The sequence below is a fragment of the Rhizobium sp. LEGMi-198b genome (assembly GCF_054114205.1).
Genome location: NZ_JBSYVH010000004.1, coordinates 1 through 25620, shown reverse-complemented (window position 1 = coordinate 25620; position 25620 = coordinate 1). Strand labels below are relative to the sequence as shown.

Sequence of the window (25620 nt, the reverse complement as noted above, 5' to 3'; positions counted from 1 at the left end):
TTAACGGCTGAGGCCACGTAGAGGAATAGAGCGATGGAGCAATTCGGCGTCCGTAATCCCGCAACCGAACTCGAATCGATCGGCCTGGGAGCCGCCGCCAGTGTTCGTTATAATCTCTTGGAAGCTCATCTCTATGAGGAAGCGATTCGTCGGCGCGAAGCCGATCTGACCGCTCATGGTGTGCTGAGAGCATTGACCGGGCAGCACACCGGCCGCTCGCCGAAGGACAAGTTCGTTGTCCGCAACGCGACCACCGAAGACCAGATCTGGTGGGACAACAACAAGCCGATGTCGCCGGAGCATTTCGCGCTGCTGCACAAGGACATGCTGGCGCATGTGCACGGCAAGGACCTGTTCGTTCAGGACCTGATCGGCGGCGCCGACCAGGATTACGCCCTGCCGACGCGCGTGGTCACCGAATTCGCCTGGCACTCGCTGTTCATCCGCAACCTGCTCATTCGTCCGGAGCGGTCGGCGCTGGAAAGCTTCGTGCCGAAGCTGACGATCATCGATCTGCCAAGCTTCCGCGCCGATCCGGAGCGCCATGGCTGCCGCACGGAAACAGTGATCGCTTGCGATCTCGTCAACGGCATCGTCCTGATCGGCGGCACCTCCTATGCTGGCGAAATGAAGAAATCGGTCTTCACCGTCCTGAATTACCTGCTGCCGGAACGCGGCGTCATGCCGATGCACTGCTCGGCCAACGTCGGACCTGATGGGGACGCCGCGATCTTCTTCGGCCTGTCGGGCACCGGCAAGACGACGCTATCAGCCGATCCGACCCGCACATTGATCGGCGACGACGAGCATGGCTGGGGTGAAAACGGCATCTTCAATTTCGAAGGTGGCTGCTACGCCAAGACCATTCGCCTGTCGGCCGAGGCCGAGCCGGAAATCTACGCCACGACCCGCCGTTTCGGCACCGTGCTCGAAAATGTCGTGCTTGACGAACATGGCGTGCCGAATCTCGACGATGGTTCGCTGACGGAGAACACCCGCAGCGCCTATCCGCTGCATTTCATCCCGAATGCCTCGGAATCCGGCATGACCGGCCATCCGGAGACGATCATCATGCTGACGGCCGATGCCTTCGGCGTCATGCCGCCGATTGCCAAGCTGACGCCGGAACAGGCGATGTACCACTTCCTCTCCGGCTACACCGCCAAGGTCGCCGGCACGGAAAAGGGCGTCGTCGAGCCGGAAGCCACCTTCTCGACCTGCTTCGGCGCGCCCTTCATGCCGCGTCATCCGGCCGAATACGGCAACCTGCTGAAGGACTTGATCGCCCGCCACGGCGCCGGCTGCTGGCTCGTTAACACCGGCTGGACCGGTGGTGCCTACGGCACGGGCCGGCGCATGCCGATCAAGGCGACGCGGGCCCTGTTGGCCGCCGCTTTGAAGGGTGATCTCGACAATGCCGAATTCCGCATCGACCCGAATTTCGGCTTCGCCGTGCCGGTTGCGGTCGAAGGGGTCGACAGCGCCATCCTCGATCCGCGTTCCACCTGGGCCGATGGCGAGGCTTATGACGCGCAGGCGGCAAAGCTGGTGCAGATGTTCGTCTCCAACTTCGCCAAGTTCGAGGATCATGTCGACGGCAACGTCCGTGACGCGGCGCCGGGTCTGCGTGTCGCGGCGGAGTGATCCGCCGCACAGAGGAATGACTCACGTGAAACCCGGCGGCCGGTCCGCCGGGTTTTTCATTTTGCCCTCGGCCTGTTTTCAACCGTGCGTCAATATGGGATAGACGGGCGCGGAGAGAACCATGGCCAGCGACGCGCTTTACATCAACGACCGGATCACCATTGCCGGATGGGAACTGACGGAACAATTCGTTCTGGCGGGCGGTCCCGGCGGTCAGAACGTCAACAAGGTCGCGACAGCTGTCCAGCTATTCTTCAATATTCCAAATTCGCCGTCGTTGAATGACCGCGTGAAGGCCAACGCCGCGAGGCTCGCCGGCCGGCGCGTTTCCAAAGACGGCGTGTTGATGATCGAGGCCAGCCGCTTCCGCAGCCAGGATCGCAATCGCGAGGATGCACGCGAGCGGCTGAAGGAACTGATCCTCGAAGCCGCCGCACCGCCGCCGCCGCCACGCAAGAAGACCAAGCCGACCAAAGGCTCGATCGAACGGCGCCTGAAGGAAAAATCGGGCCGCTCTGAGGTCAAGAAGATGCGAGGCAAGCCCGGGGGCGAATAGGTTTCTGGCTGCGGTTTTGGTTTGATTGGGTAAAATGGGGCTTGTCAGGCGAGTCTGTTGTTGCCCGTAGCTCTGTGCCTGGCCCGTCATCCCAACCTTCTCGCCGCACTGCAGGGAAAAGGGACGACAGAGTGAGACAACGAAGCTCTCCACTGGTGACAGACTGGGATTGGGCACGGTAAGCTCCCTCGCCCCGCTTGCGGGGAGAGGGCGGGGGTGAGGGGCCATGCACAAAGACGCGGCAATGGCGCACTTCCCTGACGATCACCAATCTTGGAAAATATCGATGCTCCTCCCCAACGGAATTCGCCATCTCCCCGGCTATCTCGACCGCCCCACCCAGGAAGCGCTTGTCAAAGCGATCCGCACTGTCGTGGCCGAGGCGCCGCTTTACACCCCGGTCATGCCCGGCACCGGCAAGGAAATGTCCGTGCGCATGACCAATTGCGGCCCGCTGGGTTGGGTGACGGACAAGCAGCGCGGCTATCGTTACCAGCAGAACCATCCGGTGACTGGCAGGCCCTGGTCGGGGATTCCGCAACAATTGTTTGATCTCTGGAGCAATATAGCGGGCTATGAAAAGCCGCCGGAAGCCTGCTTGGTCAATTTCTACGATGACGATGCCCGCATGGGCCTGCATCAAGACCGCGACGAACAGGATTTGGCGGCGCCCGTGCTGTCGATCTCGCTCGGCAACACCTGCCTCTTCCGCGTCGGCGGCCTTAACCGCAATGATCGTACGCTATCTTTCAAGCTTTCCAGCGGCGATATTGTCCTTCTCGGCGGAGAAGGCAGGCTTTCCTTCCACGGCGTCGACCGCATCTATCCAGCGACCTCGACGCTACTGAAGAACGGTGGCCGGATAAACCTAACCTTAAGGCGCGTGACTCCATAGTGATTCGCGAAAAACGCGATTTGAGGTGACCGCAATGCAATCGAGAGTGAAGCTTGATTTTATTCTAGCAGGCATTGTTGTCATCATAGGAATGGTCCGCGGTTTGCACTTCATAACTTCTCTGTGGACGCTGACGCCGGACGGAATTTCCGCTACCGCCGACAGGCTGCCTTATTGGGATTTCACCAATCTGTGGGCTGGTTCACTGATGGCACTTAAGGGCCATGTGGCTTATCTCTTCGATGTCGCGGCCTATCGACAAGAGCTTCGTATGCTTTTGTCGCCGCTGCTACCGGACCATGAGTGGAGTTATCCGCCTTCCATTCTTCTGATTGGCATTCCGTTTGCCGCTCTCCCAATTTTCCCCGCCTACATATTATGGACGCTGCTGACTCTTCTGTTGCTATTTCTGGCGGCAAAACTGCTCGAGTTGAACCTATGGGCCCGCATGCTCATCATTATTTCGCCCGCCGCAATGATCAACATGATCCTGGGACAGAACGGCGCATTGACCACCGCTCTCCTGCTTTTCGGACTGTCTCTTGCGCCGCGCCGGCCGATTATTGCTGGCATTTTCTTTGGCTTGCTGACGATCAAGCCGCAACTGGGTGTACTCGTGCCATTTTGTTTACTTGCGGGCGGCAATTATCGAGCGATTTTTTCCGCCTGTGTGACAACGCTCGTTTTGATAGGTACGACCGGTTTGCTGTTCGGTTTCGACGTTTGGTCGCTGTTCCTAACCGAGACCCGTCCGCTAATGACGGAGATCCTTGAGGCGCCCTTTCCGCAAGGTTATCAGGTTAATGCCACCACGTTCTTCATGCTGGCGCGCTCGCTGGGATTTGGCCTCTCCGCGTCCTACATGGTTCAGGCGCTCTTCTCTCTCGTGGCGATCGTCGCGGTTCTATGGCTCTGGCGCGGAAAGACCGTTGTCGATCATCCCGCCAGGGTTTGCCTGACGGCCGTGTTGACACTTGTCGCCATGCCTTATGGATACTCCTACGATACGATACCGATGAATGTCGCTGTAGTGTATCTGTTCTTTACGCGCCGAAGTGCACTGCTTCTTCTCCTCATCGTTTGGCTCTATCCATTGTTCAATCAGCAGATGGTGAGGCATGTCGCATCGCTAGGCGTGCTGGTGCCGACAGCCCTAGCCACATGGATGCTCGTTCTGGCCTGGCGAAACCAGTTGCGTTTGAATGCAGAGGCAGCGAAAACGAATGAACCCGTAACTTCTAAAGCTTTCTCAACGCCACCTGTTCGATCAGATGATTCCTGCCTTTCTGCAGGATGAGATCAGCGCGCGGGCGGGTGGGCAGGATGTTTTGGCGCAGGTTCTTCAGGTTGATGTTCTTCCACAGTCCTTCGGCGGTCGCGATTGCCTCTTGTTCTGTGATCGAGGCGTAGCGGTGGAAGAAGGAGTTGGGGTCGCGGAAGGCGGTTTCGCGCAGCTTCATGAAGCGGGCGACGTACCAGTTGTGGATCAGATGCTCGTCGGCATCGATATAGATCGAGAAATCGAAAAAATCGGACACCATCGGCACGATCTTGCCATCCGCCGGCAGATGCCGCGATTGCAGGACGTTGATGCCTTCGAAAATCAGGATATCCGGCCGGTCGACGGTTTTGTATTCGTCCGGCAGCACGTCATAGACGAGATGCGAATAGCAGGGTGCTTTGACGTCCGGCTGCCCGGCCTTGATCGCCGAGAGGAAGCGCAGGAGTGCTGCGGTATCGTAGCTTTCCGGAAAGCCCTTGCGCTGCATCAGGTTGCGGCGCTGCAATTCGGCATTCGGAAATAGAAAGCCGTCGGTCGTTATCAGGTCCACTTTCGGGCTCGACGGCCAGCGGCGCAGCAATTCCTTCAGGATACGGGCCGTAGTGGATTTGCCGACGGCGACGGAGCCGGCGATACCGATGACGAAAGGCGTCTTGGCGACGTCGGAAAGACTGAGGAACCGATTGCGCTGCTCGAACAGGATCTGCGAGGATTCCACATGCGAGGACAGAAGGCGCGATAGCGAAAGGTAGATGCGTCGGACTTCATCGAGATCGATCGGGTCGCCCATGGAGCGCAGCCGCGTCACTTCATCGGCGGTCAGCGTCAGCGGCGTATCGGCTCTGAATTTCGACCACTCGTCCGAAGAAAAGAAATAATAGGGCGAATAGGCTTTCGCCTCAAATATATCGAGTGTCTCGTGCGCAGGCAGGGTTTGGGTCGCTATCGTCATCGCATTCTACCGGCTGGCCTTCTCCTGAAGGCCGGATTGAGCGGTGCGCCTTTCGAGCTCACCCATGACATTCTGCAACGGAATGCCTGCAATCTTCAATACGACCATAAGGTGATAAAGCAAATCGGCTGCCTCGTAGGTGAGATTGTCGCGATCGCCGGTCACCGCCGCCATGACGGCTTCGATCGCTTCCTCGCCGAGCTTCTTTGCCGCCTTTGGCTGACCGGCGGCGAAAAGCTTTGCCGTCCAGGATTCCTCCGGCGAAGCCTTGGAGCGCTCGTCGACGATTCTTTCGAGGTCGGAAAGGGTAAATCCGCTCATCCGTCCTATCCCTTCCTAATCGAGCCGCATGGCGATGCCATGCTCTGACATATAGTGCTTCGCTTCGCCGACCGAATAGGTGCCGAAGTGGAAAATGGAAGCCGCCAGCACGGCCGTCGCATGGCCTTCCTTGATGCCGGCAACGAGATCGTCGAGATCGCCGACGCCGCCGGAGGCGATCACGGGCACACGTACCGCATCGGCAATTGCCCGCGTCAGCTCCAGATCGTAGCCGACCTTGGTGCCGTCTCGATCCATGGAGGTGACGAGCAGTTCGCCGGCGCCGCGCTCGACCATCTTGCGGGCAAAATCGACGGCATCGATGCCGGTCGCGTTGCGGCCGCCATGGGTATAGATCTCCCAGGCGCTCATATTGTCGCCGCCGAGTGCCTCGGTACGCCGCCGCTTGGCGTCGATCGAGACGACGATGCACTGATTGCCGAACTTGTCGGCCGCTTCGGCGACGAAATCAGGATTGTTGACCGCCGCCGAATTGATCGAGACCTTATCGGCGCCGCAAAGCAGCAGCTTGCGGATATCCGCGATGGTGCGCACGCCGCCGCCGACCGTTACCGGCATGAAGCATTGCTCGGCGGTGCGGGCCACGACATCGAAGATCGTCTCCCTGTTGTCGGAAGAGGCGGTGATATCGAGGAAACACAGCTCGTCCGCACCGGCGGCGTCGTAGGCCTTGGCGGCTTCGACGGGGTCGCCGGCATCGACGAGGTTGAGAAAGTTGACGCCCTTGACGACACGGCCGTCCTTGACGTCGAGGCAGGGGATGACGCGGGCTTTCAGGGTCATTGCGCGATCTCCTTCGCCTTGGCCGCCTTGATCAGCGCCAAGGCCTCCTTCGGATCGATCCGGCCATCATAAAGCGCGCGGCCGGAAATCGCACCTTCCAGTTTGCGGGCATCTGGCTGGATCATGCGGCGGATATCATCAAGCGAGGCAAGGCCGCCGGACGCGATGACGGGAATGGAAACGGCATCGGCCAGTTCCAGCGTCGAAGCCCAGTTGATGCCGGTGAGAATGCCGTCGCGGTCGATATCGGTATAAATGATCGCGGCCACGCCTGCGCCTTCGAATTTTTTCGCCAGTTCGATGACGCCGAGTTCGGAGGCTTCCGCCCAGCCTTCGACCGCCACCTTGCCGCCCTTGGCGTCGATGCCGACGGCGATATGGCCTGGAAATCTCCGACAGGCTTCGACGACAAGCGCCGGATCGCGCACGGCGACAGTGCCGAGAATGACGCGGGCAAGCCCGCGTGTCAGCCAGTTTTCGATATGGTCGAGCGTACGGATGCCGCCGCCGAGCTGCACAGGGTTTTTCGTCGCCTTGAGAATGGCGTCAACGGCCGCCCCATTGACGGTCTCGCCGGCGAAGGCGCCGTTGAGATCGACGACATGCAGCCATTCGAAGCCCTGGTCTTCAAAGGCTTTCGCCTGGGCGGCGGGATCGGGATTGTAGACGGTCGCCTGCTCCATGTCGCCGAGCTTCAGGCGCACGCACTGGCCGTCCTTGAGGTCGATGGCGGGAAAGAGAATCATGTCTTTGTCCTTAATGCGCGAAGCGTCACGGCTTCCAGCGCATAAAATTGGCAATCAGGGCGAGGCCGAGCTTCTGGCTCTTTTCCGGATGGAACTGCGAGCCGGCCATGTTGTCACGGCCAACGAAGGCGGTCATCGCTCCGCCATAACTGGTCGTGGCGATGACATCGTCGGCATGGTCGGCGGCCAGATGATAGGAATGCACGAAATAGGCATGCAGCCCCTCCGATCCGGTCGGAATGCCGTGGAAGAGCGGGTGCGGGTGTCTGAGATCCAGCGTGTTCCAGCCGATCTGCGGGATTTTCAGCGTGGGATCGCCGGGCGTCATCTCCTTGACGTCGCCCTTGATCCAGCCGAACCCCTGCGTGATCGTCTTTTCCAGCCCGCGCGACGACATGAGCTGCATGCCAACGCAGATGCCGAGGAAAGGGCGGCCCTTGTGTTCCACGACATCAATCACCGCATCCGCCATGCCGGAAACGGCGTCGAGCCCACGGCGGCAATCGGCATAGGCGCCGACGCCCGGAAGCACGATGCGATCGGCGGTGGCGACACGCTCGGCATCGTCAGTCAGATCGATTTCAGCGTCGATACCGGCTTCGCGGGCGGCGCGTTCAAAGGCCTTGGTGGCCGAGCGCAGATTGCCTGAGCCGTAATCGATAATCGCGACGCGCATGATCAGCGTCCTCCGTCATAGCCGGGAAGACCGAAAGACGGTCCGCCCCGGCTTGGGCTATTGTTTGGAGAGGTGGGGATATCCCAATCGTTTGAACGGATATTCTCCTCGGCCTTCGGCTCAGTCGTAGTGAAATGGATCTCTTCGGCCGTCGCCAGATTGGGCGCCGAAACCAAGTCTTCCGTCTTCCAGCCGCCTGCAACGAGGCTCCGATACGCGGCGTGGTTGCCTTCAAGCGCAGCCAGGACATGCACGCCGAGCAGGATCGCGATGCCGGCGGCAAAAAACTCCGGCCGGCGGATCAATTCCAGGGCGATGCCCTGTAGCAGAAAGGCGGCGATGGCCTGCAGCCACAGCCGGTGAAAAAGCATCCATAGTGTCGGAAACAAAAATGCGGTCCAGGAAAAACCGTCGCGGATGAAGCGCGTGCTCACCTGGTTTTTGTCCGGTCCTCCGGGTGGCGTCAAAATCAAATAGCTTGCCATCTCTTCACTTTCCCCATGACGGGGGCTCAGGCGAGGGTGCCCTTTGTCGAGGGCACACGGCCTGCCTGCCGCGGATCAATCTCGGTTGCCGTGCGCAGTGCGCGGGCAACGGCCTTGAAGCATGTCTCGGCAATATGGTGATTGTTGGCGCCATAGTGGTTGAGGATATGCAGCGTGATGCCGGCATTCTGCGCCAAGGCCTGGAAGAATTCGCGCACCAGCTCGGTATCGAAAGTGCCGATCTTCGGGGCGCTGAAGGCAACATTCCAGACGAGGAAGGGCCGGCCGGACAGATCGACGGCCGCCTTCGTCATCGTTTCGTCCATGGCGAGATCGATCGAGGCGTAGCGGGTAATGCCGCGCCGGTCGCCCAGCGCCTTGGCAATGGCCTGGCCGATGGCGATGCCGGTATCTTCGACCGCGTGGTGATCGTCGACATGCAGATCACCCTTGGTGTCGATCTCCATATCGATCAGCGAATGTCGCGAAAGCTGCTCCAGCATATGGTCGAAGAAGCCGACGCCCGTCGAAATCGTCGACTTGCCACTGCCGTCGATGTTGACGGACACGGAGACCGAAGTCTCATTGGTCTTGCGGGAAACGCTTGCCGTGCGGCTCGCTGCGGTCTCTGCCATGGTTGCTCCATCGGGATTGACGGCCGTTCCTTATCAGGCACATCGGCAAATATCCAGAAGTTAAGTCAGTATAGACTTATCTAGCCGGCTTACATGCATCATTCCGAAATAACGGGCATTTGCAATCGTAAAAAGCCCTCTTACATAGGGCTTGACGGGGCCGAAACGCGGCCCGGCAGAAAGCCCGCCAAAATGGGGGCAAACAGGTGTTTACATGACGACAATTGTAACTATTCGTAAGGGCGGCAAGGTGGTGATGGCTGGCGATGGCCAGGTGAGCCTCGGCCAGACCGTAATGAAGGGCAATGCCCGCAAGGTTCGCCGCATTGGCAAGGGTGACGTGATTGCCGGTTTCGCCGGTGCGACCGCCGATGCCTTTACGCTGCTAGAGCGGCTTGAAAAGAAGCTCGAACAATATCCTGGCCAGCTAATGCGCGCCGCCGTCGAGCTTGCCAAGGATTGGCGTACGGACAAATATCTGCGCAACCTCGAAGCCATGATGCTCGTTGCCGACAAGCAAGTGACGCTCGCCGTCACCGGCAACGGCGATGTGCTCGAGCCGGAACACGGCGCCATGGCGATCGGCTCCGGCGGCAATTTTGCGCTCGCCGCGGCGCGCGCGCTGATGGATACCGACAAATCGGCCGAGGACGTTGCCCGCCGCGCGCTCGATATCGCCGCCGACATCTGTGTCTACACCAATCACAATGTCGTGGTCGAAATACTCGACTCCGAAGCCTAATTCCTCTCTTGATTGTTTCTAGCCCTGACGGGAAGCACACGAAATGACCACTTTTTCCCCCCGCGAGATCGTTTCAGAACTCGACCGCTATATTGTCGGCCAGCATGAGGCCAAACGCGCCGTGGCGATTGCGCTGCGCAACCGCTGGCGCCGCCAGCAGCTCGAGCCCGATCTGCGCGACGAAGTCATGCCGAAGAACATTCTGATGATCGGCCCGACCGGCGTCGGCAAGACGGAAATCTCCCGTCGCCTCGCCAAGCTTGCCGGCGCGCCCTTCATCAAGGTGGAAGCGACGAAATTTACCGAAGTCGGCTATGTCGGCCGCGATGTCGAACAGATCGTCCGCGATCTCGTCGAGGTCGGCATCGGCCTGGTGCGCGAAAAGAAGCGTGCCGAAGTGCAGGCGAAGGCGCATATGAGCGCGGAAGAGCGGGTGCTCGATGCCCTGGTCGGCTCCACCGCCTCGCCGGCAACGCGCGACAGCTTCCGCAAGAAGCTGCGCGAAGGCCAACTGGACGACAAGGAAATCGATATCGAAGTCGCCGACACGGGCTCCGGCATGCCCGGCTTCGAAATTCCCGGCATGCCCGGCGCCAATATCGGCGTCCTCAACCTGTCCGAAATGTTCGGAAAGGCCATGGGCGGCCGCACCAAGAAGGTGCGCACCACGGTGAAGGATTCCTACAAGGAACTGATCCGCGACGAATCCGACAAGCTGATCGACAACGAGGCGATCCAGCGCGAAGCGGTGCAATCGGCCGAGAATGACGGCATCGTCTTCCTGGACGAGATCGACAAGATCGCCGCCCGCGACGGCGGCATGGGCGCCGGCGTTTCCCGCGAAGGCGTGCAGCGCGACCTGCTGCCGCTGGTCGAAGGCACCACGGTTGCGACCAAATATGGCCCGGTGAAGACCGATCACATCCTCTTCATCGCCTCGGGTGCGTTCCATGTGTCGAAGCCTTCGGATCTCCTGCCGGAATTGCAGGGCCGTCTGCCGATCCGCGTCGAACTGAAGCCTTTGAGCAAAGAGGATTTCCGCCGTATCCTGACGGAGCCGGAAGCCAGCCTCATCCGCCAATACAAGGCGCTGATGGAGACGGAAAACTTGAAGCTCGATTTCACGGATAACGCGATCGACGCTTTGGCCGATGTCGCTGTGCACCTCAACTCCACTGTCGAGAACATCGGCGCCCGCCGCCTGCAGACAGTGATGGAGCGTGTACTGGACGATATTTCCTACAACGCTTCGGATCGTGCCGGCGTGTCGGTGACCATCGACGCCGACTATGTGCGCGAACATGTTGGCGATCTCGCCACCAATACCGACCTGTCGCGCTTCATTCTCTAATGGAATTAAGCCGGTGACGGCATCTTGACATATTAAGCACTCGACAGCGGGCCGTTAACTTTTTAGTTAAGGCCCGCTTCTTTGCGTGGGAATGGCTTTATTCGGCCAAGATTGTCCGTCAGGCAGCCGCATTGAAACATCGGATGAAACTTCGACAGGGCAGCCATCGTGCGACGCATTCTGATCACCCTTCTTCTGGCGGTTGTCAGCCTCTCCTGGACTCCGGCCTATGCGGATGCAGCGGCCATGGTGCCGCCGGGCAACCGCAACGCCGAGCAGCCGGCAATCCCTGGTGCCTCCGTGCGCCGTACCAAGGGCACGAATTCGACCTTCGAGCGCAAATACCAGAAGGTTCACGAACTGCTGGCGACCGATACCAAGCTCATGTCGAAGATCAAGTCGACGGCGCGCGCCTACGGCATCGATCCCATCCACATCATCGGCGCGCTGGTCGGCGAACATACCTATAATGTCGACGCCTATGACGGCCTGCAGTCCTACTACGTCAAAGCCGCCTCCTATGCCGGCCAGAGCTTCCGCTTCGCCTATGACGGCGAAGACGTCGATGATTTTGTCGCCCGGCCGCAATTCGATGCCTGCAAGGGCAAGAGGGATTCCTACAGCCTCTGGACCTGCCGCGAAGATGTCTGGGAAAGCGATTTCCGCGGCAAGAAGGTCGGCGGCAAATCCTTCCCCGACAACCGTTTCAGCGCCGTGTTCTTCCAGCCCTTCTATGCCGGCCAGACCTTCGGCCTCGGCCAGGTCAATCCGCTGACGGCGCTGGAGCTCTCCGATCTCGTCAGCAGCACGTCGGGCATTCCGAAGCTGGATGAAAAGGACGCCGGCAGCGTCTACAAGGCCATCATGGATCCGGATCTGTCGCTCGCCTTCGTTGCGGCCTCGATCCGCAAGTCGATCGATGACTACCGTTCGATCGCCGGCATGGACATTTCGGGCAATCCGGGCATCACGGCGACGCTCTACAATGTCGGCAATTCCCGCCAGCGGGCCGCAGCGCTCGCCGCCAAGAACCGTGGGGCCGGACAACCGGTCTGGCCGGAGGAAAATTACTATGGCTGGCTTATCAATGATAAGCTGGACGATCTGAAGTCGCTGCTTTAAACTTCGGGAGCCGTCGCGAAAATAAGGTTTTCGAGGAGATTGGATCTCATGGACATGATCCCGGAAGCCTTTTCCCCACCAGCCCCGACCCCGCGTACCGTCCCGCCATCGCGTCTGACGATCATCCGCACCATCCTGCGCAATCCGCTGGAATTATGGGGCGAGCCTTCCTATACGCTGCCATGGATCATGACGCGCTTCTTTCGCGAGCACACGCTGATCGTCAATGATCCCGGCCTGATCAAGCATGTGCTAGTCGACAATGCCTCCAATTACCGCATGTCGGATATCCGCCAGCTCGTGCTCCGGCCAATCCTGCGGGACGGCCTGCTGACGGCGGAAGGCCAGGTCTGGAAGCGCTCGCGCAAGGCCGTCGCGCCGGTTTTCACGCCGCGCCATGCCCAGGGCTTTGCCGGCCAGATGCTGAGCCAGAGCGAAGCCTATGTTCGCAAATACGAGGAGGCCGGCAGCGACGGCAAGGTTTTCGACATCGCCATCGATATGACCGAGCTTACCTTCGCCATCCTCGCCGAAACGCTGTTCTCCGGTGAGATCGTCACCGAAAGCGGCCATTTCGCCGATGACGTCAACCAGCTTCTGCATCGCATGGGCCGCGTCGACCCGATGGATCTTCTGCGCGCGCCTTCCTGGGTGCCGCGCGTCACCCGCATCGGCGGCCAGAAGGTGCTCGACAAGTTTCGCGGCATCGTCCGCAAGACGATGGATCTTCGGCTCGACAAGATGCGCAGGGATCGCGCCAGCGCTCCCGACGATTTCCTGACGCTGCTGTTGGAAAAGGCCGGCCCCGACGGCCTGACCATGGAGGAGATCGAGGACAACATCCTCACCTTCATCGGCGCCGGTCATGAGACGACGGCGCGGGCGCTGGCCTGGACGATCTACTGCGTCGCCAATACCCCGCATATCCGCGAGGTCATGGAAGCGGAAATCGATCAGGTGCTCGCCACCGGCGCCGAGCCCGTCGCCTGGCTCGACCTGATGCCGAATGTCCGTGCCGCCTTCGAGGAGGCGATGCGCCTTTATCCGCCGGCGCCTTCCATCAACCGCGCCTCGATTGCTGACGATGAATGGATAAGCCCAAGCGGGGAGCGCGTGGAGATCCCGGCCGGGATCACCGTATTGATCATGCCGTGGACGCTGCATCGCCACGCGCTTTACTGGGACAAGCCGCGAGCCTTCATGCCCGAACGCTTCCTTCCGGAAAATCGCGGCAAGATCAATCGCTTCCAGTACCTGCCCTTCGGCGCCGGCCCCCGCGTCTGCATCGGCGCCACCTTTGCCCTTCAGGAAGCCGTCATCGCCCTTGCTGTCATGATGCACCGCTTCCGTTTCGATGTGACCGATCAGACGAATCCCTGGCCGGTGCAGAAGCTGACGACCCAGCCGCAAGGCGGGCTGCCAATGCGGGTGACGAGGCGGTAGAGGCGCTGCGGGCACGGGATTATCTCGCCCCTGGCGGGCGAGAAAGCAATTTCACTGGCTTAGGAATTGCGGCGCAGAAGCTGCTACGCATTAAAAATGCTTAGCGCAATTTCTAAGCCATTGAAATTGCAAGAGAGGGGGTCAGTTTCTTGTTCAGACAAATTTCTAAATTTCGTGCGTCCCTACCTACCCCCGCTCTTGCAAAAACTAAGAATTAGACGGGGACAAGCCCCCGCCTAATCCTAAGTTTTTGCTTTCTCGCCCGCCAAGGGCGAGATAGGCTCCGCGCTTGCCGCCTCACTCATCTCCTCAAGGGTAAATTGATCTGTGACATCTCATTTCCTGCTCGGCATCGACACCGGTGGAACCTATACCGATGCCGTTCTCTTCCATGAAACCGACGGCGTTGTTGCCAAGGCGAAATCGCTGACCACGCGGCATGATTTGGCCGTCGGCATTGCCGGCGCTGTCGATGCGGTCATCGCCAAGGCGGCCATCCCCGTTTCCGCTATCGGTCTCGTATCGCTGTCGACGACGCTTGCCACCAACGCACTGGTCGAAGGGCAGGGTGGCCGCGCCGGACTGGTAATGATCGGCTTCGGTCCCGATGATCTGAAGCGTGACGGCCTGGCCGAGGCGCTGGGGACCGATCCAGTGGTGTTTGTACCCGGCGGACACAGCGTCCATGGCAACGAGAACCCGCTTGATCTGGCAGCGCTCGAAGCGATGCTGCCGGAGCTTTCGAAGAGCGTTTCGTCCTTCGCGATCGCTGGCTATTTCGCTGTGCGGAATCCGGCTCATGAAATCCGTGTGCGTGACTGCATCCGCGAGATTTCCCATCTGCCGGTCACCTGCAGCCATGAACTCTCCTCCAAGCTTGGCGGCCCGCGCCGGGCGCTGACGACGCTTTTGAATGCGCGGCTTGTATCGATGATCGACCGGCTGGTCGGCGCCTGCGAAGGGTTTCTCGCCACGCGCGGCATCGCGGCGCCGATGATGGTCGTGCGCGGTGATGGCGCGCTGATCTCGGCCGCAGAAGCTAAGCTCCGTCCAATCGAGACCATCCTTTCCGGACCTGCGGCGAGCCTTGTCGGCGCGCGCTATCTCACCGGCCTCGACGATGCCGTGGTGTCCGATATCGGCGGCACCACCACGGATGTCGCTGTGATGGAGGCCGGCCGGCCGCGGCTCGATGCCGACGGTGCGGTGGTCGGCGGCTATCGCACCATGGTCGAAGCGGTCGCCATGCGCACCTATGGTCTCGGTGGCGATTCCGAGATAAAGATCAACGATCGCGGTCTTGTCGCCGCCTTCGAACTCGGGCCGCGCCGCCTGCTGCCACTCAGCCTCGCAGCCCATGTGCACAGCCAGGCCGTCATCGGTGTGCTGGAGCAGCAGCTTCGTGCGCCGCATCTCGGCCGCCACGCCGGCCGCTTTGCCGTGCGCACCGGCGTACCGGATCATCTTGCGAGCGGCTTGCAGCCGTCGGAACAGGCGTTGTTCGACAAGATCGGCAGGGTACCCCTGCCGCTCGACCAGCTTCTGACCTCGACGTCGCAGAAAGCGACCCTGGACCGCCTGGTTGCCCGTGGCCTGGTGCATCTCTGCGGCCTGACGCCGTCAGACGCAATGCATGTGCTTGGGCGGCAAAGCCAGTGGAGTGCGGAAGCCGCCCGGTTGGGTCTCGCGCTGGCAATGCGGTTGAAGGACGGCTCCGGCCGCCCGATTGCCGACTCGATAGAGGAGCTGGCGCAAAAGATCGTCGATCGCCTGACCCGGCAGTCCGCCGACGTGATCCTGGCCGCTTGCCTGGCGGAGGACGGCGTTACCCATCTCGATCCGGCCAAATCGATCTCGATCGACCGCGCGCTTCGTCGCGCACGGGGCATCGCCCGTTTTGCCGTTTCGCTCGATCGCCCTCTGGTTGGCCTCGGCGCTTCCGCCCCCGTCTATTACCCTGCCATCGCCGAGATGCTGGCAAGTGACAGCGCCATTCCCGCTGATTCGGATGTGGCCAACGCGATCGGTGCTGTCGTCGGCCAGGTTCGCACCAGCGCCACGGTATTCGTCACCATGCCCGAGGATGGCATCTATGTGCTGAATGGCGCGGGCGAGACCTTGCGGTTCACTGACGAGCAAAAGACTTTTTCTCTAGCGCGGCAGCGGGCAATCGAGGTGGCGACGGCGCAGGCGCGCTTGAATGGTGCCGAAGATCCCGTCATCGCCGTGGAAGAACAGGTCGATGCGCCTGAGATCGAGGGCAATCGCAAGCTGGTCGAGGCCCGCTTCATCGCCACCGCCAGCGGCCGCCCGCGCATAGCCGCCGACTGATTATTTCCATAAATGCACAAATCTTTCGAACTATTGCCAAATTGACGGAGAGCCTAACCGCCCGCAAACTGGCAGCATGTAAAAATTGAGCCGTAGAACGGCCGTGAGGAGTGATTGGTATGAGCCGCATTGACAAGAACGGGCTTCAGATTGAGCCGGTGCTTTATGATTTCCTCGTCAAGGAGGCCCTGCCAGGCTCCGGCGTCGACCCGGATACCTTCTTTGCCGGCTTCTCGGCGATCGTGCATGACCTCGCGCCGAAGAGCCGCGATCTGCTCGCCAAGCGTGACCGGATGCAGGCTGCCTTGGATGATTGGTATCGCAAGAACGGCGCTCCGGTGGACATGGCCGCCTACGAAGCCTTCCTGCGCGAGATCGGCTACATTATTCCCGAAGGCCCGGCCTTCTCGGTCTCGACCGCCAATGTCGATCCCGAAATCGCCTCTATCGCCGGCCCGCAGCTCGTCGTTCCCGTCATGAACGCCCGCTATGCGCTGAACGCCGCCAATGCGCGCTGGGGTTCGCTTTACGATGCGCTCTACGGCACCGACGCGATCGCCGAGACCGACGGCGCCGAGAAGGGCAGGGGCTACAATCCGAAGCGTGGCGAGAAGGTCATCGCCTGGGTGCGTGATTTCCTCGATACCGCCGCGCCGCTTGCCGGTGCGAGCTGGAAGGACGTCACCGGCTTTACTGTCAAGGACGGCGCATTGGCGATCGCAACGAAGAGCGGTGCTACGGCTTTGGCCGATGCTGGACACTTTGCAGGCTATCTCGGCGACGCCAGCGCTCCCTCGCATATCCTGCTGAAGAACAATAGCATCCACATCGAGATCGTCCTCGATGCCGGCACCGAGATCGGCAAGGCCGATGCGGCTGCTATTGCCGATGTCCGGCTGGAATCGGCGATCACCACGATCATGGACTGCGAAGATTCGATTGCTGCCGTTGACGCCGAGGACAAGGCCGAAGTCTATCGCGATTGGCTCGGCCTGATGAAGGGCGACCTGACGGAGGAAGTTTCCAAGGGCGGCAAGACCTTCACCCGCCATCTCAATCCGGATGTGACCTACACGGCGCCCGATGGCGCGAGCTTCGAGCTGCATTGCCGCTCTTTGATGCTGGTGCGCAATGTCGGCCACCTCATGACCAATCCGGCGATCCTCGACCGCGACGGCCATGAAGTGCCTGAGGGCATCATGGACGCCATGATCACCGCTTTGATCGCGCTCTATGATATCGGGTCGAACGGCCGGCATAAAAATTCCCGCGCCGGCTCCATGTATGTCGTCAAGCCGAAGATGCATGGCCCGGAAGAGGTCGCCTTCGCCGTCGCGATCTTCTCGCGCGTCGAAGATGTGCTCGGCATGCCGCGCAACACCATCAAGATGGGCATCATGGACGAGGAGCGCCGCACCACGGTCAATCTCAAGGAAGCAATTCGCGCTGCCAGCGAACGCGTCGTCTTCATCAACACCGGCTTCCTCGATCGCACCGGCGATGAGATCCATACCTCGATGGAGGCGGGCCCGATGATCCGCAAGGGCGATATGAAGCAGGCGGCCTGGATCGCCGCTTATGAAAACTGGAATGTCGATATCGGTCTGGAATGCGGCCTTTCCGGTCATGCGCAGATCGGCAAGGGCATGTGGGCCATGCCGGACCTGATGGCGGCGATGCTGGAACAGAAGATCGCGCATCCGAAGGCCGGCGCTAACACCGCCTGGGTGCCGTCACCGACGGCTGCGACGCTGCATGCGACCCATTATCACCGCGTCAACGTCGCCGAGGTCCAGCAGGGCCTGAAAAGCCGGGCTCGCGCCAAGCTTTCCGACATTCTTTCCGTTCCGGTGGCGCCGCGTCCGAACTGGACGCCGGAAGAAATCCAGCGCGAGATCGACAATAATTGCCAGGGCATTCTCGGCTATGTCGTTCGCTGGGTCGATCAGGGCGTCGGCTGCTCAAAGGTACCGGATATCAACAATGTCGGCCTGATGGAGGATCGCGCCACGCTGCGCATCTCGGCGCAGCACATGGCCAACTGGCTGCACCACAAGGTCATCACCGAAGCGCAGATCGTCGAGACCATGAAGCGCATGGCCTCCGTCGTCGACCGGCAGAACGCCGGCGACCCGCTCTACAGACCGATGGCCGGCAATTTCGATGGCTCCATCGCCTTCCAGGCGGCGCTTGATCTCGTCCTCAAAGGCCGCGAGCAGCCAAACGGCTATACCGAACCGGTCCTGCACCGCCGCCGTATCGAGCTGAAGGCAAAGCAGGCGGGGTGACCTCTCCATCTGGGGCCACCTCGATCCTTCGAGGCCTTGTCGCCTGCGCTGGCGCTTTGGCGGCAAGGCGCCTCAGGATGAGGGCGGGTGAGGCGGTATAATATCGGACCTCAGTTCCCCAAAACAAAAAGGCCGCCGGACATCGATCCAGCGGCCTTTTGAATTCCAAATAATGCCAGCGATTACTGGATCACGACGACCTTAGTGCTGTGACCCGGCAGAACGCGGTTGTAAAGATCGATGACGTCCTGGTTCATCAGGCGGATGCAGCCCGAGGAAGCCGCGGTGCCGATCGAAGCCCATTCCGGCGTGCCGTGCAGGCGGAACAGCGTGTCCTGGCCCTTTTCGTTGTAGAGATACATGGCGCGAGCGCCGAGCGGGTTTTCGAGGCCCGGGTTCATGCCGTCATCGACATACTTGGCGATTTCCGGACGGCGGACCGCCATTTCCTTCGGCGGATGCCAGCTCGGCCATTCCTGCTTCCAGGCAACATATGCCGTGCCCGACCATGCAAAGCCCTGCTTGCCGACGCCGATGCCGTAGCGCATGGCTTCGTTGTTGCCGAGGATGTAATAAAGATGGCGCTCGCGGGTGTTGACGATGATCGTGCCCGCAGCTTCGTCAGACTTGTAGGAGACGATCTGGCGGCGGAACTGCGGCTTCACCTTCTGGATCGGGATCGCCGGCAGTTGGAAGCCGTTGTCGCTCGTGACGCCGTAATCATTATCGAACGTCTTGACGGTGTCGGAAGCGGAGTTGGCGGTAGCGGTCGGCGTGGCTGCGGCAGTGGTGGCGTAACCAGCCGTGGCAAGCGTTGCGACAAGGCCGAGTGCGGTCATAGCATTGCGGATGCGCATGGAAGTCTCTTGGTGAGTTGTGACAGGGAATGGGATGGTATCAACCATCTTTGACTATGGTTTATTTTCTATTAAATTTAGCTTTGCAAGCTGGTGCGGGGCGACAAAATAGCTCCGCTGCGCAAATTAAAGGGACATGGTTTTTTTGCAACAACGCTTGTTCGGTCCCTGAGGCAATTCATGACGATTTTAAGTGTTTACAATAACAATCCGTTAATAGACGGCCGGCAGTCGGAACGGGCGATGCTTGTACGCAGGGGCGTGCAACTATTACTGCACGAGATGCGCCTTGCCGTCTTGCCGGAGCTGCCGCTCGCCAGCGGCCGCCGCGCCGACCTCATCACGCTTTCCGAAAAGGGCGAGATCTGGATCATCGAGATCAAATCCTCGATCGAGGATTTCCGCGTCGATCGCAAATGGCCGGATTACCGCCTGCATTGCGATCGCCTGTTCTTCGCGACCCACAAGGACGTGCCGCTCGATATCTTTCCGGAAGACTGCGGGCTTTTCCTGTCGGATGGTTACGGCGCGCATATGATCCGCGAGGCGCCGGAGCATCGCCTGCCACCAGCCACGCGCAAATCGGTGACGCTCAATTTTTCCCGCGCCGCCGCCCAGCGGCTGATGCTGGCCGAATGGGCGACGGGTAAGTCTTTTTCGTCTGAATGAAGGTTACTTCGGTGCGCGCTTGGCGAGGATTCGTTGCAGCGTGCGGCGATGCATGTTGAGACGGCGGGCCGTCTCGGAGACGTTGCGCTCGCACATTTCGTAGACGCGCTGGATATGCTCCCAACGCACCCGATCCGCCGACATCGGATTTTCCGGCACCTCGGCCTTTTCGCCCGGCCGTTGCGTCAGCGCCGCATAGACGTCGTCGGCATCCGCGGGCTTGGCAAGATAATCGAGAGCACCGAGCTTCACGGCAGTGACCGCGGTCGCGATATTGCCATAGCCGGTCAGCACCACAATATGTGTATCGTCGCGCCGCTGCCGGATCGCCTCGATGACATCAAGGCCGGTGCCGTCACCGAGACGAAGGTCGACCACGGCGTATTTCGGTGGCGTGGCCTTGGATTTGGCAACGCCTTCCGCCACCGATTCCGCCGTCTCGACCACGAAGCCGCGCGTCTCCATGGCGCGCGCCAGCCGGCGCAGAAAAGGTCCGTCGTCGTCGACGATCAGCAATGTCGCGTCGGGCCCGATATGGTCTGCCGCGTCCTTGGCCCCCGCATGAGGGTCGGTGAGCTCTTTATCCGTCATTATGTTCAATCCCGGCGGCAGACCGCCTGCATAGTCCTACTGACTTTAACGACCGGTGTTTTAAGCCGTGAAATTCATTTTGTCGAATTACTGTCGATCAACATTCGCGGCCATTCAACACGGATGCGTGCACCCGGCGTTTCAGGGTCGCGATTGCCGAAGGAAAGCTCTGCGCCCGAACGTTCCAGCAGGGTCTTGGCGATGAACAGGCCGAGTCCGAGGCCGCCCGCCGTATCGTCTCGCTGTCGCGTCGTGACATAGGGCTCGCCGATCCGCATCAAGATTTCGGGAGAGTACCCGTTGCCGTCATCCTCGATGACGATTGTCAGCGTATCGGGATTATATTCCACCGTGACGGTCACCTTCTTTCGCGCATAGTCGACGGCGTTTTCGATGAGATTGCCAAGCCCGTACATGATGCCGGCGTTGCGGTTCAGCACGGGTTCGCCGAGGCGCGGGCTCTTTTCGATCAGCTCCAGCTTGATGCCGAATTCCCGATGCGGTGCGATGATCTCCTCCATCATCGACGACAGCGTCAGCCGCCGCATATGCGCCTCGTCCTCGGAGGAGAGCGTCGTCAGCCGCCGCAGGATGTCGCGGCATCGTTCGCTCTGGCTGCGCAGCAGCGCCACGTCCTCGCGGAAGCGGTCGTCCTGGCTGAGCTCGCGCTCCATCTCCTTGGCGACGACGCTGATCGTTGCCAGCGGCGTGCCGAGTTCGTGAGCCGCGGCGGCGGCCAGCCCGTCGAGTTGCGACAGGTGCTTTTCCCGCTGCAGCACCAGTTCCGTCGCCGATAACGCATCGGCAAGCTGCGTCGCCTCCATGGAGACGCGGTAGGCATAGAAGGCGGCAAAGGCCATGGTCGAGGCGATCGAGCACCAGACGCCGAGCTGCATTACGCTATGAACGTTGATCTCGATGCCATCGTACCAGGGCAGCGGAAAAGGCGAGAAGGCAAGGCCCGTGATGCAGATCATCGCCAGCACGATCAGCGCCATGCTGTAGCGGATCGGCTGCGAGGCGAAGGAAATGATGACGGGGACGCAGACCAGGGCGGAAAAGGGGTTGGCGAGCCCGCCGGTGATCAAGAGCAGACCGCAAAGCTGCAGGAGATCGAGGCCGAGCAGCGCAAAGGCAGCCGGCGGCTCCAGACGGTGCGTTGGCGGATAGCGCAACGTCAGGAAGAAGTTGATCCAGGCAAGGCAGGCGATCAACACGCAGCAGGCCAGCAGCGGCACGGCAAATTTCAGCCAGAAGGCGACGATCATCACCGTCACCGTCTGGCCGCCGACCGCAAGCCAACGCAGCCGCACCAGCGTCTGCAGCCTGAGCCGTCGGCTGGTGTGGTGATCGTCCTGCGGCTTGGCGTCCGCGTCCGCCATCTTGTCCAATCCTCTGAAGAAACGGGCCATTCTCAGGTACCACGCGGCTTGGCTCTTGTCGTCGGCAAAGCATCAGCCGGGTCCTCCGGCCAGGGATGCCTGGGGTAGCGCCCGCGCATATCGGCGCGCACGTCTTTCCACGATCCTGCCCAGAAGCCGGGCAGATCGCGCGTCGTTTGGATCGGCCGGTGCGCCGGCGACGTCAGTTCCAGCACCAGCGGCAGCCGCCCGCCGCCGACGGCCGGATGCTGCTTCAGGCCGAAAAGCTCCTGAACGCGGATCGTCAGCAGCGGTTCTTCGCCTTCATATTGGATCGGATGACGCTGGCCCGTCGGCGCTTCGAAATGCGTCGGCGCCATCCGGCCGAGGTCGCGCTGCAGCTCATGCGGCACCAGCGACATCAGCCCGTTGGAAAGCCCGCCGGCCGAGATGTCCGAGAGGCCGCGCGCCTCGGTCTGGAATGGCGTGAACCATTCGTCGAGCCGCGAAAGCAGGGCATCGTCGCCCATATCGGGCCATGGCTCCCCGATCGTCCGGTGCAGGAAGCCGATCCGTTCACGCAATTGCGTCGCCTCTTTCGAAAAGGGCAGGACGGCGAGCCCCAGCTCGCGGATGCCGTCGGCCAGCGCCTTCGCCGCCCGGTCGCCCGATGGTCGGGGCAAGGGGGTTTCCTCGAAGACGATGGCGCCGAGCCGCGTCACGCGCCGCGCCCGCACTTGCCGGCTGGTCTTGTCGAATAGGCTCTGGTCCTCGGTGCGGATCTCTCCCGGCAGATGCTCCTCGACATCAGCACGCGCAATTTCCGCCGCTGCCAAGATACGGCCTTGCGCCGCCCGGCCCGTCAGGTCGGCAATGACAAGCATTTGCGAACCGGCGAGGCGCTCCGTCTCCGGCAATTCGGCGCCGCGCCCGTTCGCCATGACGAAGCGTCCGCGGCCGCCGCGCTGCAGGGCGATGCGATCGGGGAAAGCATGCAGTAGCAATGAGCCGGCCAGGACCGGTACTCCTGCGTCCGCAGCCTTGCTCCCGCCTGCCGCTGTCGCCAACCGCCCTGCTAGCCGGCGCGACGCCTCCGCGCGTTCACCCTTTTCCGTCTTGAACCGCCGCAGACGCTCTTCCAGATCGATGCTTTGCCCGCCGAGCCCCTGTTCCGTCAGCAATACGGCGAGCATCGCCGCCTCACGTGCCTGGCCGAACTCCGCTGCTGAAATCACCATGGCCGCTAGCCGCGGCGGCAGAGCCAGATCGCGCATCAGCCTGCCGTGTGCCGTCAGCCCGTTCTCAGTATCCAGCGCCCCCAATTGCCGCAACAATGCCCGCGCTTCGCCCAGTGTCGTCGCCGGCGGCTGATCGACAAAGGCAAGTGCGGCTGGGTCCTGCACGCCCCAATGGGCAAGATCAAGCGCCAGCCCGGAAAGATCGCTGGACAGAATCTGCGGCGGCGTGAAGGCCGGCAGTGCCGCCGTCTGGCCTGGATGCCAAAGCCGGATCGCAATACCAGGCTCGGTTCGCCCCGCACGGCCAGCGCGCTGATCGGCGGAAGCCCGTGATACCCGCACCGTCTCCAACCGAGTGATCCCGGTCGACGCTTCGAAAACCGGCAGCCGCTGCAGGCCGCTGTCGATGACGATGCGCACGCCGTCGATGGTGATCGACGTCTCGGCGATCGATGTCGCCAGCACGATCTTGCGCGTGCCTTTCAGCGCCGGCCGGATCGCCGCATCCTGTTCCTTTTGGCCGAGATTGCCGTAAAGTGGCGCGATCACCGTTTCCGGCGACAATCGGCCTTCGAGTCTTTCCACCGTGCGGGTGATTTCCGCCTGGCCGGGCAGAAAGGCAAGGATCGATCCCTGTTCCGTCGCATGCGCATCCAGGATCGCCTTGGTTATGGTCTCCTCGATCCGCTCGCCGGCCGGCCGGTCCTGATGGCGGATATCGATCGGAAAGCTGCGGCCCATGCTTTCGATGACGGGCGGGCGTCCGAGCAGGGCGGCGACACGTTCGAAATCGAGCGTCGCCGACATCACGAGGATACGCAGATCCTCGCGGAGCGCCGATTGCACGTCGAGCGCCAGCGCCAGGCCGAAATCCGCATCCAGCGAGCGTTCGTGGAATTCGTCGAAGATGACCGTGGAAACGCCCGATAGTTCGGGATCGTCGAGGATCATCCGCGCGAACACGCCTTCGGTCACCACTTCGATGCGCGTCTTTGCGGAAATGCGATTATCAAGCCGCATGCGGTAGCCGACGGTATCGCCCACCTGCTCATTCAGCAGCGAGGCCATGCGCGTTGCCGCTGCCCTTGCCGCAAGCCGCCGCGGCTCCAGCAGGATGATCCTGCCGTCGCCGCGCCAGCCTTGACCAAGTAGATAGAGCGGCACCAGCGTTGTTTTGCCGGCGCCGGGGGGAGCCGACAGAACCGCGCGTCGTTCGTCCGCGAGCGCTGCGCCGATATCGGCGAGCACATGCGAGACCGGCAGTTCGGGCAGCGAAGGTGTCATGGGCGTCACGCCTACTTGCCCCGCACATGTTCATAGGCAAGGATCGCGCCGGCGAGATCCTCGAGCGCGGCTCCCACCGATTTGAACAGGGTTATATCGTTCTCATTCGTGCGCCCCGGCCGCGTGCCGCGTATGAGCTCGCTGAGCTCCGCGTGGATCGCATCTTCCGTGAGCGCACCGCTTTTCAGCGGCTGTACGATATCGCCGGCTTCCTTCATTGCGCCGGCGCGCGTATCGACGAAGACTTGCGCGCGCTGGATCGCGACGTCATCGGTCTCGCGCATATCTGGCTTGAAACCGCCGACAAGATCGAGATGCGCCCCGGGCTTCAGCCATTCGCCCTGGATAACCGGCGTGTTCGACAGCGTGCCGCAGGAGATGATGTCGGCGCTGCGCGCGGCCGCTTCCAGATCGGTGACGGCTTGTACGTCCAAACCAAACGCACGCGCATCGTCCGCCACCTGTTGCGCCTTGTCGCGATCGCGCCCCCAAACGCCGATTCGCGTCAGCTTCCGTCCTTCGGCATGCGCTTGGATCAGGTTGAGCGACAGCCGCCCCGTGCCGCAGACAAGCAATTCCAGCGCATCCGTGCGTGCGAGATAGCGCGCCGCCAGCGCCGAGGTGGCGGCAGTGCGCCGCGCCGTGAGCTCCCCGCCATCGATCGCTGCGAGCATTTCGCCTGTCTTGCCGGACGAAAGCAGATAAGTTCCGAAGATTGCGGGCAGGGCGCGACTGGCATTGTCCGGGAAAACCGAAACCATCTTCACGCCCATATATTGCCCCGGCAACCAGGCCGGCATCAGCAACAGCGTAGCATGGCTCTCGCCGGGAACTTCCATATCGTGGTGATGCCGCACCGGCATGACGCAGCCACCGGCAAACATCGTGGCGATCGCTTCGATGAGCGCCGGCCAGGCCAGCGCTGCACGGGTCTGCTCTTCGTCGAGGACCAACATTGTCTGCTCCTTCATTGCTCAGCTTTCTATTAGGTCCTGCGCTATGAACTGGCAATTGGCGGCGCGGACATAGGGCTGATGCGGTTTTGAAAGCCGACTTCTCGCCTCTCACCCCTTTTGAAAGATGGATTCGCCAAAGACCCGTAAAAATGATTCCGGAAAACACCTCAAAAGAGGGCGATTTTCGCGGCCAATTGAGTTCACATAGAAATCAACCAATAGAATCAGTCACTTACAAAAATGTCAGAATTTTTACAGTGTTGGTGTTGACTAAGGGAAAGCGGTGGGATTATAAGCCCACTCACTGAACGAGGGCGGCGGCGCTGCTGGCGACGGAGTTTCTCGCTCATGTGTTTCCTTGATTGGCTGCGATGCTGATTTGTGGTTCTGG

The 25620-nt window shown here is 61.1% G+C and carries 23 protein-coding genes; 11 read left to right on the top strand and 12 right to left on the bottom strand.

The window, feature by feature from the left end; all coding sequences use genetic code 11:
• The first annotated feature begins 33 nt into the window (after positions 1-33).
• From ACXHXG_RS16650 to ACXHXG_RS16635, 4 genes are all read left to right on the top strand, one after another.
• Positions 34-1644 carry a phosphoenolpyruvate carboxykinase gene (locus ACXHXG_RS16650; RefSeq protein WP_104821469.1) on the top strand — a complete coding sequence of 537 codons (1611 nt, stop codon included), beginning with the start codon at positions 34-36 and terminating at the stop codon, positions 1642-1644.
• A gap of 121 nt (positions 1645-1765) precedes the next feature.
• Positions 1766-2200: an alternative ribosome rescue aminoacyl-tRNA hydrolase ArfB gene (gene arfB, locus ACXHXG_RS16645; RefSeq protein WP_104821470.1), complete on the top strand. Its 435-nt coding sequence runs from the start codon at positions 1766-1768 to the stop codon at positions 2198-2200.
• A 286-nt stretch (positions 2201-2486) separates the two neighbouring features.
• Entirely contained in the window at positions 2487-3095 is a 609-nt protein-coding gene (locus ACXHXG_RS16640) for an alpha-ketoglutarate-dependent dioxygenase AlkB (protein WP_457900033.1), read from the top strand.
• A 34-nt stretch (positions 3096-3129) separates the two neighbouring features.
• Positions 3130-4392 (top strand): glycosyltransferase family 87 protein, encoded by a 1263-nt coding sequence (locus tag ACXHXG_RS16635; RefSeq protein ID WP_457900032.1) that lies wholly within the window; start codon positions 3130-3132, stop codon positions 4390-4392.
• Here the strand turns inward: ACXHXG_RS16635 and coaA are convergent.
• Genes coaA through hisB form a run of 7 tightly spaced genes read right to left on the bottom strand, consistent with a single transcriptional unit; the run spans position 4334 to position 8996 of the window.
• On the bottom strand, positions 4334-5329 hold the full coding sequence (gene coaA, locus ACXHXG_RS16630; protein WP_104821472.1) for a type I pantothenate kinase: 996 nt from the start codon (positions 5327-5329) through the stop codon (positions 4334-4336). The two genes, ACXHXG_RS16635 and coaA, sit on opposite strands and share 59 nt — an antisense overlap.
• A 6-nt stretch (positions 5330-5335) precedes the next feature.
• Positions 5336-5650, bottom strand: a complete 315-nt coding sequence (locus ACXHXG_RS16625; protein ID WP_104821473.1) for a phosphoribosyl-ATP diphosphatase — start codon at positions 5648-5650, stop codon at positions 5336-5338.
• A gap of 15 nt (positions 5651-5665) precedes the next feature.
• Positions 5666-6454, bottom strand: a complete 789-nt coding sequence (hisF, locus tag ACXHXG_RS16620; RefSeq protein WP_104821474.1) for an imidazole glycerol phosphate synthase subunit HisF — start codon at positions 6452-6454, stop codon at positions 5666-5668.
• Entirely contained in the window at positions 6451-7200 is a 750-nt protein-coding gene (hisA, locus tag ACXHXG_RS16615) for a 1-(5-phosphoribosyl)-5-[(5-phosphoribosylamino)methylideneamino]imidazole-4-carboxamide isomerase (protein ID WP_104821475.1), read from the bottom strand. The genes hisF and hisA overlap by 4 nt, the downstream gene beginning before the upstream one ends.
• A 25-nt stretch (positions 7201-7225) precedes the next feature.
• The gene (hisH, locus tag ACXHXG_RS16610) at positions 7226-7876 is read right to left on the bottom strand and encodes an imidazole glycerol phosphate synthase subunit HisH (protein WP_104821476.1); all 651 of its coding nucleotides are present in this window, start codon (positions 7874-7876) and stop codon (positions 7226-7228) included.
• Positions 7877-7878: 2 nt separating this feature from the next.
• Positions 7879-8361 carry a DUF2628 domain-containing protein gene (locus tag ACXHXG_RS16605; protein WP_104821477.1) on the bottom strand — a complete coding sequence of 161 codons (483 nt, stop codon included), beginning with the start codon at positions 8359-8361 and terminating at the stop codon, positions 7879-7881.
• Positions 8362-8387: 26 nt separating this feature from the next.
• On the bottom strand, positions 8388-8996 hold the full coding sequence (gene hisB / locus ACXHXG_RS16600; RefSeq protein ID WP_104821478.1) for an imidazoleglycerol-phosphate dehydratase HisB: 609 nt from the start codon (positions 8994-8996) through the stop codon (positions 8388-8390).
• 214 nt (positions 8997-9210) lie between these two features.
• On the opposite strand from hisB, the gene hslV reads away from it, so the two are divergent.
• The 6 genes from hslV to ACXHXG_RS16570 all read left to right on the top strand — a co-directional run bounded on the left by hslV (position 9211) and on the right by ACXHXG_RS16570 (position 18273).
• Positions 9211-9738 carry an ATP-dependent protease subunit HslV gene (gene hslV / locus ACXHXG_RS16595; protein WP_457900031.1) on the top strand — a complete coding sequence of 176 codons (528 nt, stop codon included), beginning with the start codon at positions 9211-9213 and terminating at the stop codon, positions 9736-9738.
• 43 nt (positions 9739-9781) lie between these two features.
• A complete protein-coding gene (gene hslU, locus ACXHXG_RS16590; RefSeq protein ID WP_104821480.1) occupies positions 9782-11089 on the top strand; it encodes an ATP-dependent protease ATPase subunit HslU in 1308 nt (435 codons plus the stop codon).
• A gap of 168 nt (positions 11090-11257) precedes the next feature.
• Positions 11258-12211: a DUF1402 family protein gene (locus tag ACXHXG_RS16585; protein WP_104821481.1), complete on the top strand. Its 954-nt coding sequence runs from the start codon at positions 11258-11260 to the stop codon at positions 12209-12211.
• Between the two features lie 48 nt (positions 12212-12259).
• On the top strand, positions 12260-13654 hold the full coding sequence (locus ACXHXG_RS16580; protein ID WP_283048272.1) for a cytochrome P450: 1395 nt from the start codon (positions 12260-12262) through the stop codon (positions 13652-13654).
• Positions 13655-13981: 327 nt separating this feature from the next.
• The gene (locus ACXHXG_RS16575; RefSeq protein WP_283048274.1) at positions 13982-15985 is read left to right on the top strand and encodes a hydantoinase/oxoprolinase N-terminal domain-containing protein; all 2004 of its coding nucleotides are present in this window, start codon (positions 13982-13984) and stop codon (positions 15983-15985) included.
• 119 nt (positions 15986-16104) lie between these two features.
• Positions 16105-18273 (top strand): malate synthase G, encoded by a 2169-nt coding sequence (locus ACXHXG_RS16570; protein ID WP_457900030.1) that lies wholly within the window; start codon positions 16105-16107, stop codon positions 18271-18273.
• Positions 18274-18455: 182 nt separating this feature from the next.
• Here the strand turns inward: ACXHXG_RS16570 and ACXHXG_RS16565 are convergent, their stop codons facing one another.
• Positions 18456-19130, bottom strand: a complete 675-nt coding sequence (locus ACXHXG_RS16565; RefSeq protein ID WP_457900029.1) for a L,D-transpeptidase — start codon at positions 19128-19130, stop codon at positions 18456-18458.
• Positions 19131-19310: 180 nt separating this feature from the next.
• Between ACXHXG_RS16565 and ACXHXG_RS16560 the strand changes: the two genes are divergently transcribed.
• On the top strand, positions 19311-19799 hold the full coding sequence (locus tag ACXHXG_RS16560; RefSeq protein WP_104821486.1) for an MmcB family DNA repair protein: 489 nt from the start codon (positions 19311-19313) through the stop codon (positions 19797-19799).
• A 3-nt stretch (positions 19800-19802) separates the two neighbouring features.
• On the opposite strand, the gene ACXHXG_RS16555 is transcribed toward ACXHXG_RS16560, so the two are convergent.
• The 4 genes from ACXHXG_RS16555 to lhpI form a co-directional block, all read right to left on the bottom strand.
• Positions 19803-20390, bottom strand: a complete 588-nt coding sequence (locus tag ACXHXG_RS16555) for an ActR/PrrA/RegA family redox response regulator transcription factor (protein ID WP_104824929.1) — start codon at positions 20388-20390, stop codon at positions 19803-19805.
• 74 nt (positions 20391-20464) lie between these two features.
• Positions 20465-21802 (bottom strand): ActS/PrrB/RegB family redox-sensitive histidine kinase, encoded by a 1338-nt coding sequence (locus ACXHXG_RS16550; RefSeq protein ID WP_104821487.1) that lies wholly within the window; start codon positions 21800-21802, stop codon positions 20465-20467.
• A gap of 2 nt (positions 21803-21804) precedes the next feature.
• The gene (gene hrpB / locus ACXHXG_RS16545; RefSeq protein ID WP_457900028.1) at positions 21805-24273 is read right to left on the bottom strand and encodes an ATP-dependent helicase HrpB; all 2469 of its coding nucleotides are present in this window, start codon (positions 24271-24273) and stop codon (positions 21805-21807) included.
• A gap of 11 nt (positions 24274-24284) precedes the next feature.
• Entirely contained in the window at positions 24285-25229 is a 945-nt protein-coding gene (gene lhpI, locus ACXHXG_RS16540) for a bifunctional Delta(1)-pyrroline-2-carboxylate/Delta(1)-piperideine-2-carboxylate reductase (protein ID WP_457900027.1), read from the bottom strand.
• Between the last annotated feature and the right edge of the window lie 391 nt (positions 25230-25620).

Excerpts from the sequence above, each read along its gene's own strand:
- ACXHXG_RS16650 (WP_104821469.1), top strand. The coding sequence starts at position 34 with ATGGAGCAATTCGGCGTCCGTAATCCCGCAACCGAACTCGAATCGATC.
- arfB (WP_104821470.1), top strand. The coding sequence starts at position 1,766 with ATGGCCAGCGACGCGCTTTACATCAACGACCGGATCACCATTGCCGGA.
- ACXHXG_RS16640 (WP_457900033.1), top strand. The coding sequence starts at position 2,487 with ATGCTCCTCCCCAACGGAATTCGCCATCTCCCCGGCTATCTCGACCGC.
- ACXHXG_RS16635 (WP_457900032.1), top strand. The coding sequence starts at position 3,130 with ATGCAATCGAGAGTGAAGCTTGATTTTATTCTAGCAGGCATTGTTGTC.
- coaA (WP_104821472.1), bottom strand. The coding sequence starts at position 5,329 with ATGACGATAGCGACCCAAACCCTGCCTGCGCACGAGACACTCGATATA.
- ACXHXG_RS16625 (WP_104821473.1), bottom strand. The coding sequence starts at position 5,650 with ATGAGCGGATTTACCCTTTCCGACCTCGAAAGAATCGTCGACGAGCGC.
- hisF (WP_104821474.1), bottom strand. The coding sequence starts at position 6,454 with ATGACCCTGAAAGCCCGCGTCATCCCCTGCCTCGACGTCAAGGACGGC.
- hisA (WP_104821475.1), bottom strand. The coding sequence starts at position 7,200 with ATGATTCTCTTTCCCGCCATCGACCTCAAGGACGGCCAGTGCGTGCGC.
- hisH (WP_104821476.1), bottom strand. The coding sequence starts at position 7,876 with ATGCGCGTCGCGATTATCGATTACGGCTCAGGCAATCTGCGCTCGGCC.
- ACXHXG_RS16605 (WP_104821477.1), bottom strand. The coding sequence starts at position 8,361 with ATGGCAAGCTATTTGATTTTGACGCCACCCGGAGGACCGGACAAAAAC.
- hisB (WP_104821478.1), bottom strand. The coding sequence starts at position 8,996 with ATGGCAGAGACCGCAGCGAGCCGCACGGCAAGCGTTTCCCGCAAGACC.
- hslV (WP_457900031.1), top strand. The coding sequence starts at position 9,211 with ATGACGACAATTGTAACTATTCGTAAGGGCGGCAAGGTGGTGATGGCT.
- hslU (WP_104821480.1), top strand. The coding sequence starts at position 9,782 with ATGACCACTTTTTCCCCCCGCGAGATCGTTTCAGAACTCGACCGCTAT.
- ACXHXG_RS16580 (WP_283048272.1), top strand. The coding sequence starts at position 12,260 with ATGGACATGATCCCGGAAGCCTTTTCCCCACCAGCCCCGACCCCGCGT.
- ACXHXG_RS16570 (WP_457900030.1), top strand. The coding sequence starts at position 16,105 with ATGAGCCGCATTGACAAGAACGGGCTTCAGATTGAGCCGGTGCTTTAT.
- ACXHXG_RS16565 (WP_457900029.1), bottom strand. The coding sequence starts at position 19,130 with ATGCGCATCCGCAATGCTATGACCGCACTCGGCCTTGTCGCAACGCTT.
- ACXHXG_RS16560 (WP_104821486.1), top strand. The coding sequence starts at position 19,311 with ATGACGATTTTAAGTGTTTACAATAACAATCCGTTAATAGACGGCCGG.
- ACXHXG_RS16555 (WP_104824929.1), bottom strand. The coding sequence starts at position 20,390 with ATGACGGATAAAGAGCTCACCGACCCTCATGCGGGGGCCAAGGACGCG.
- ACXHXG_RS16550 (WP_104821487.1), bottom strand. The coding sequence starts at position 21,802 with ATGGCCCGTTTCTTCAGAGGATTGGACAAGATGGCGGACGCGGACGCC.
- hrpB (WP_457900028.1), bottom strand. The coding sequence starts at position 24,273 with ATGACACCTTCGCTGCCCGAACTGCCGGTCTCGCATGTGCTCGCCGAT.
- lhpI (WP_457900027.1), bottom strand. The coding sequence starts at position 25,229 with ATGTTGGTCCTCGACGAAGAGCAGACCCGTGCAGCGCTGGCCTGGCCG.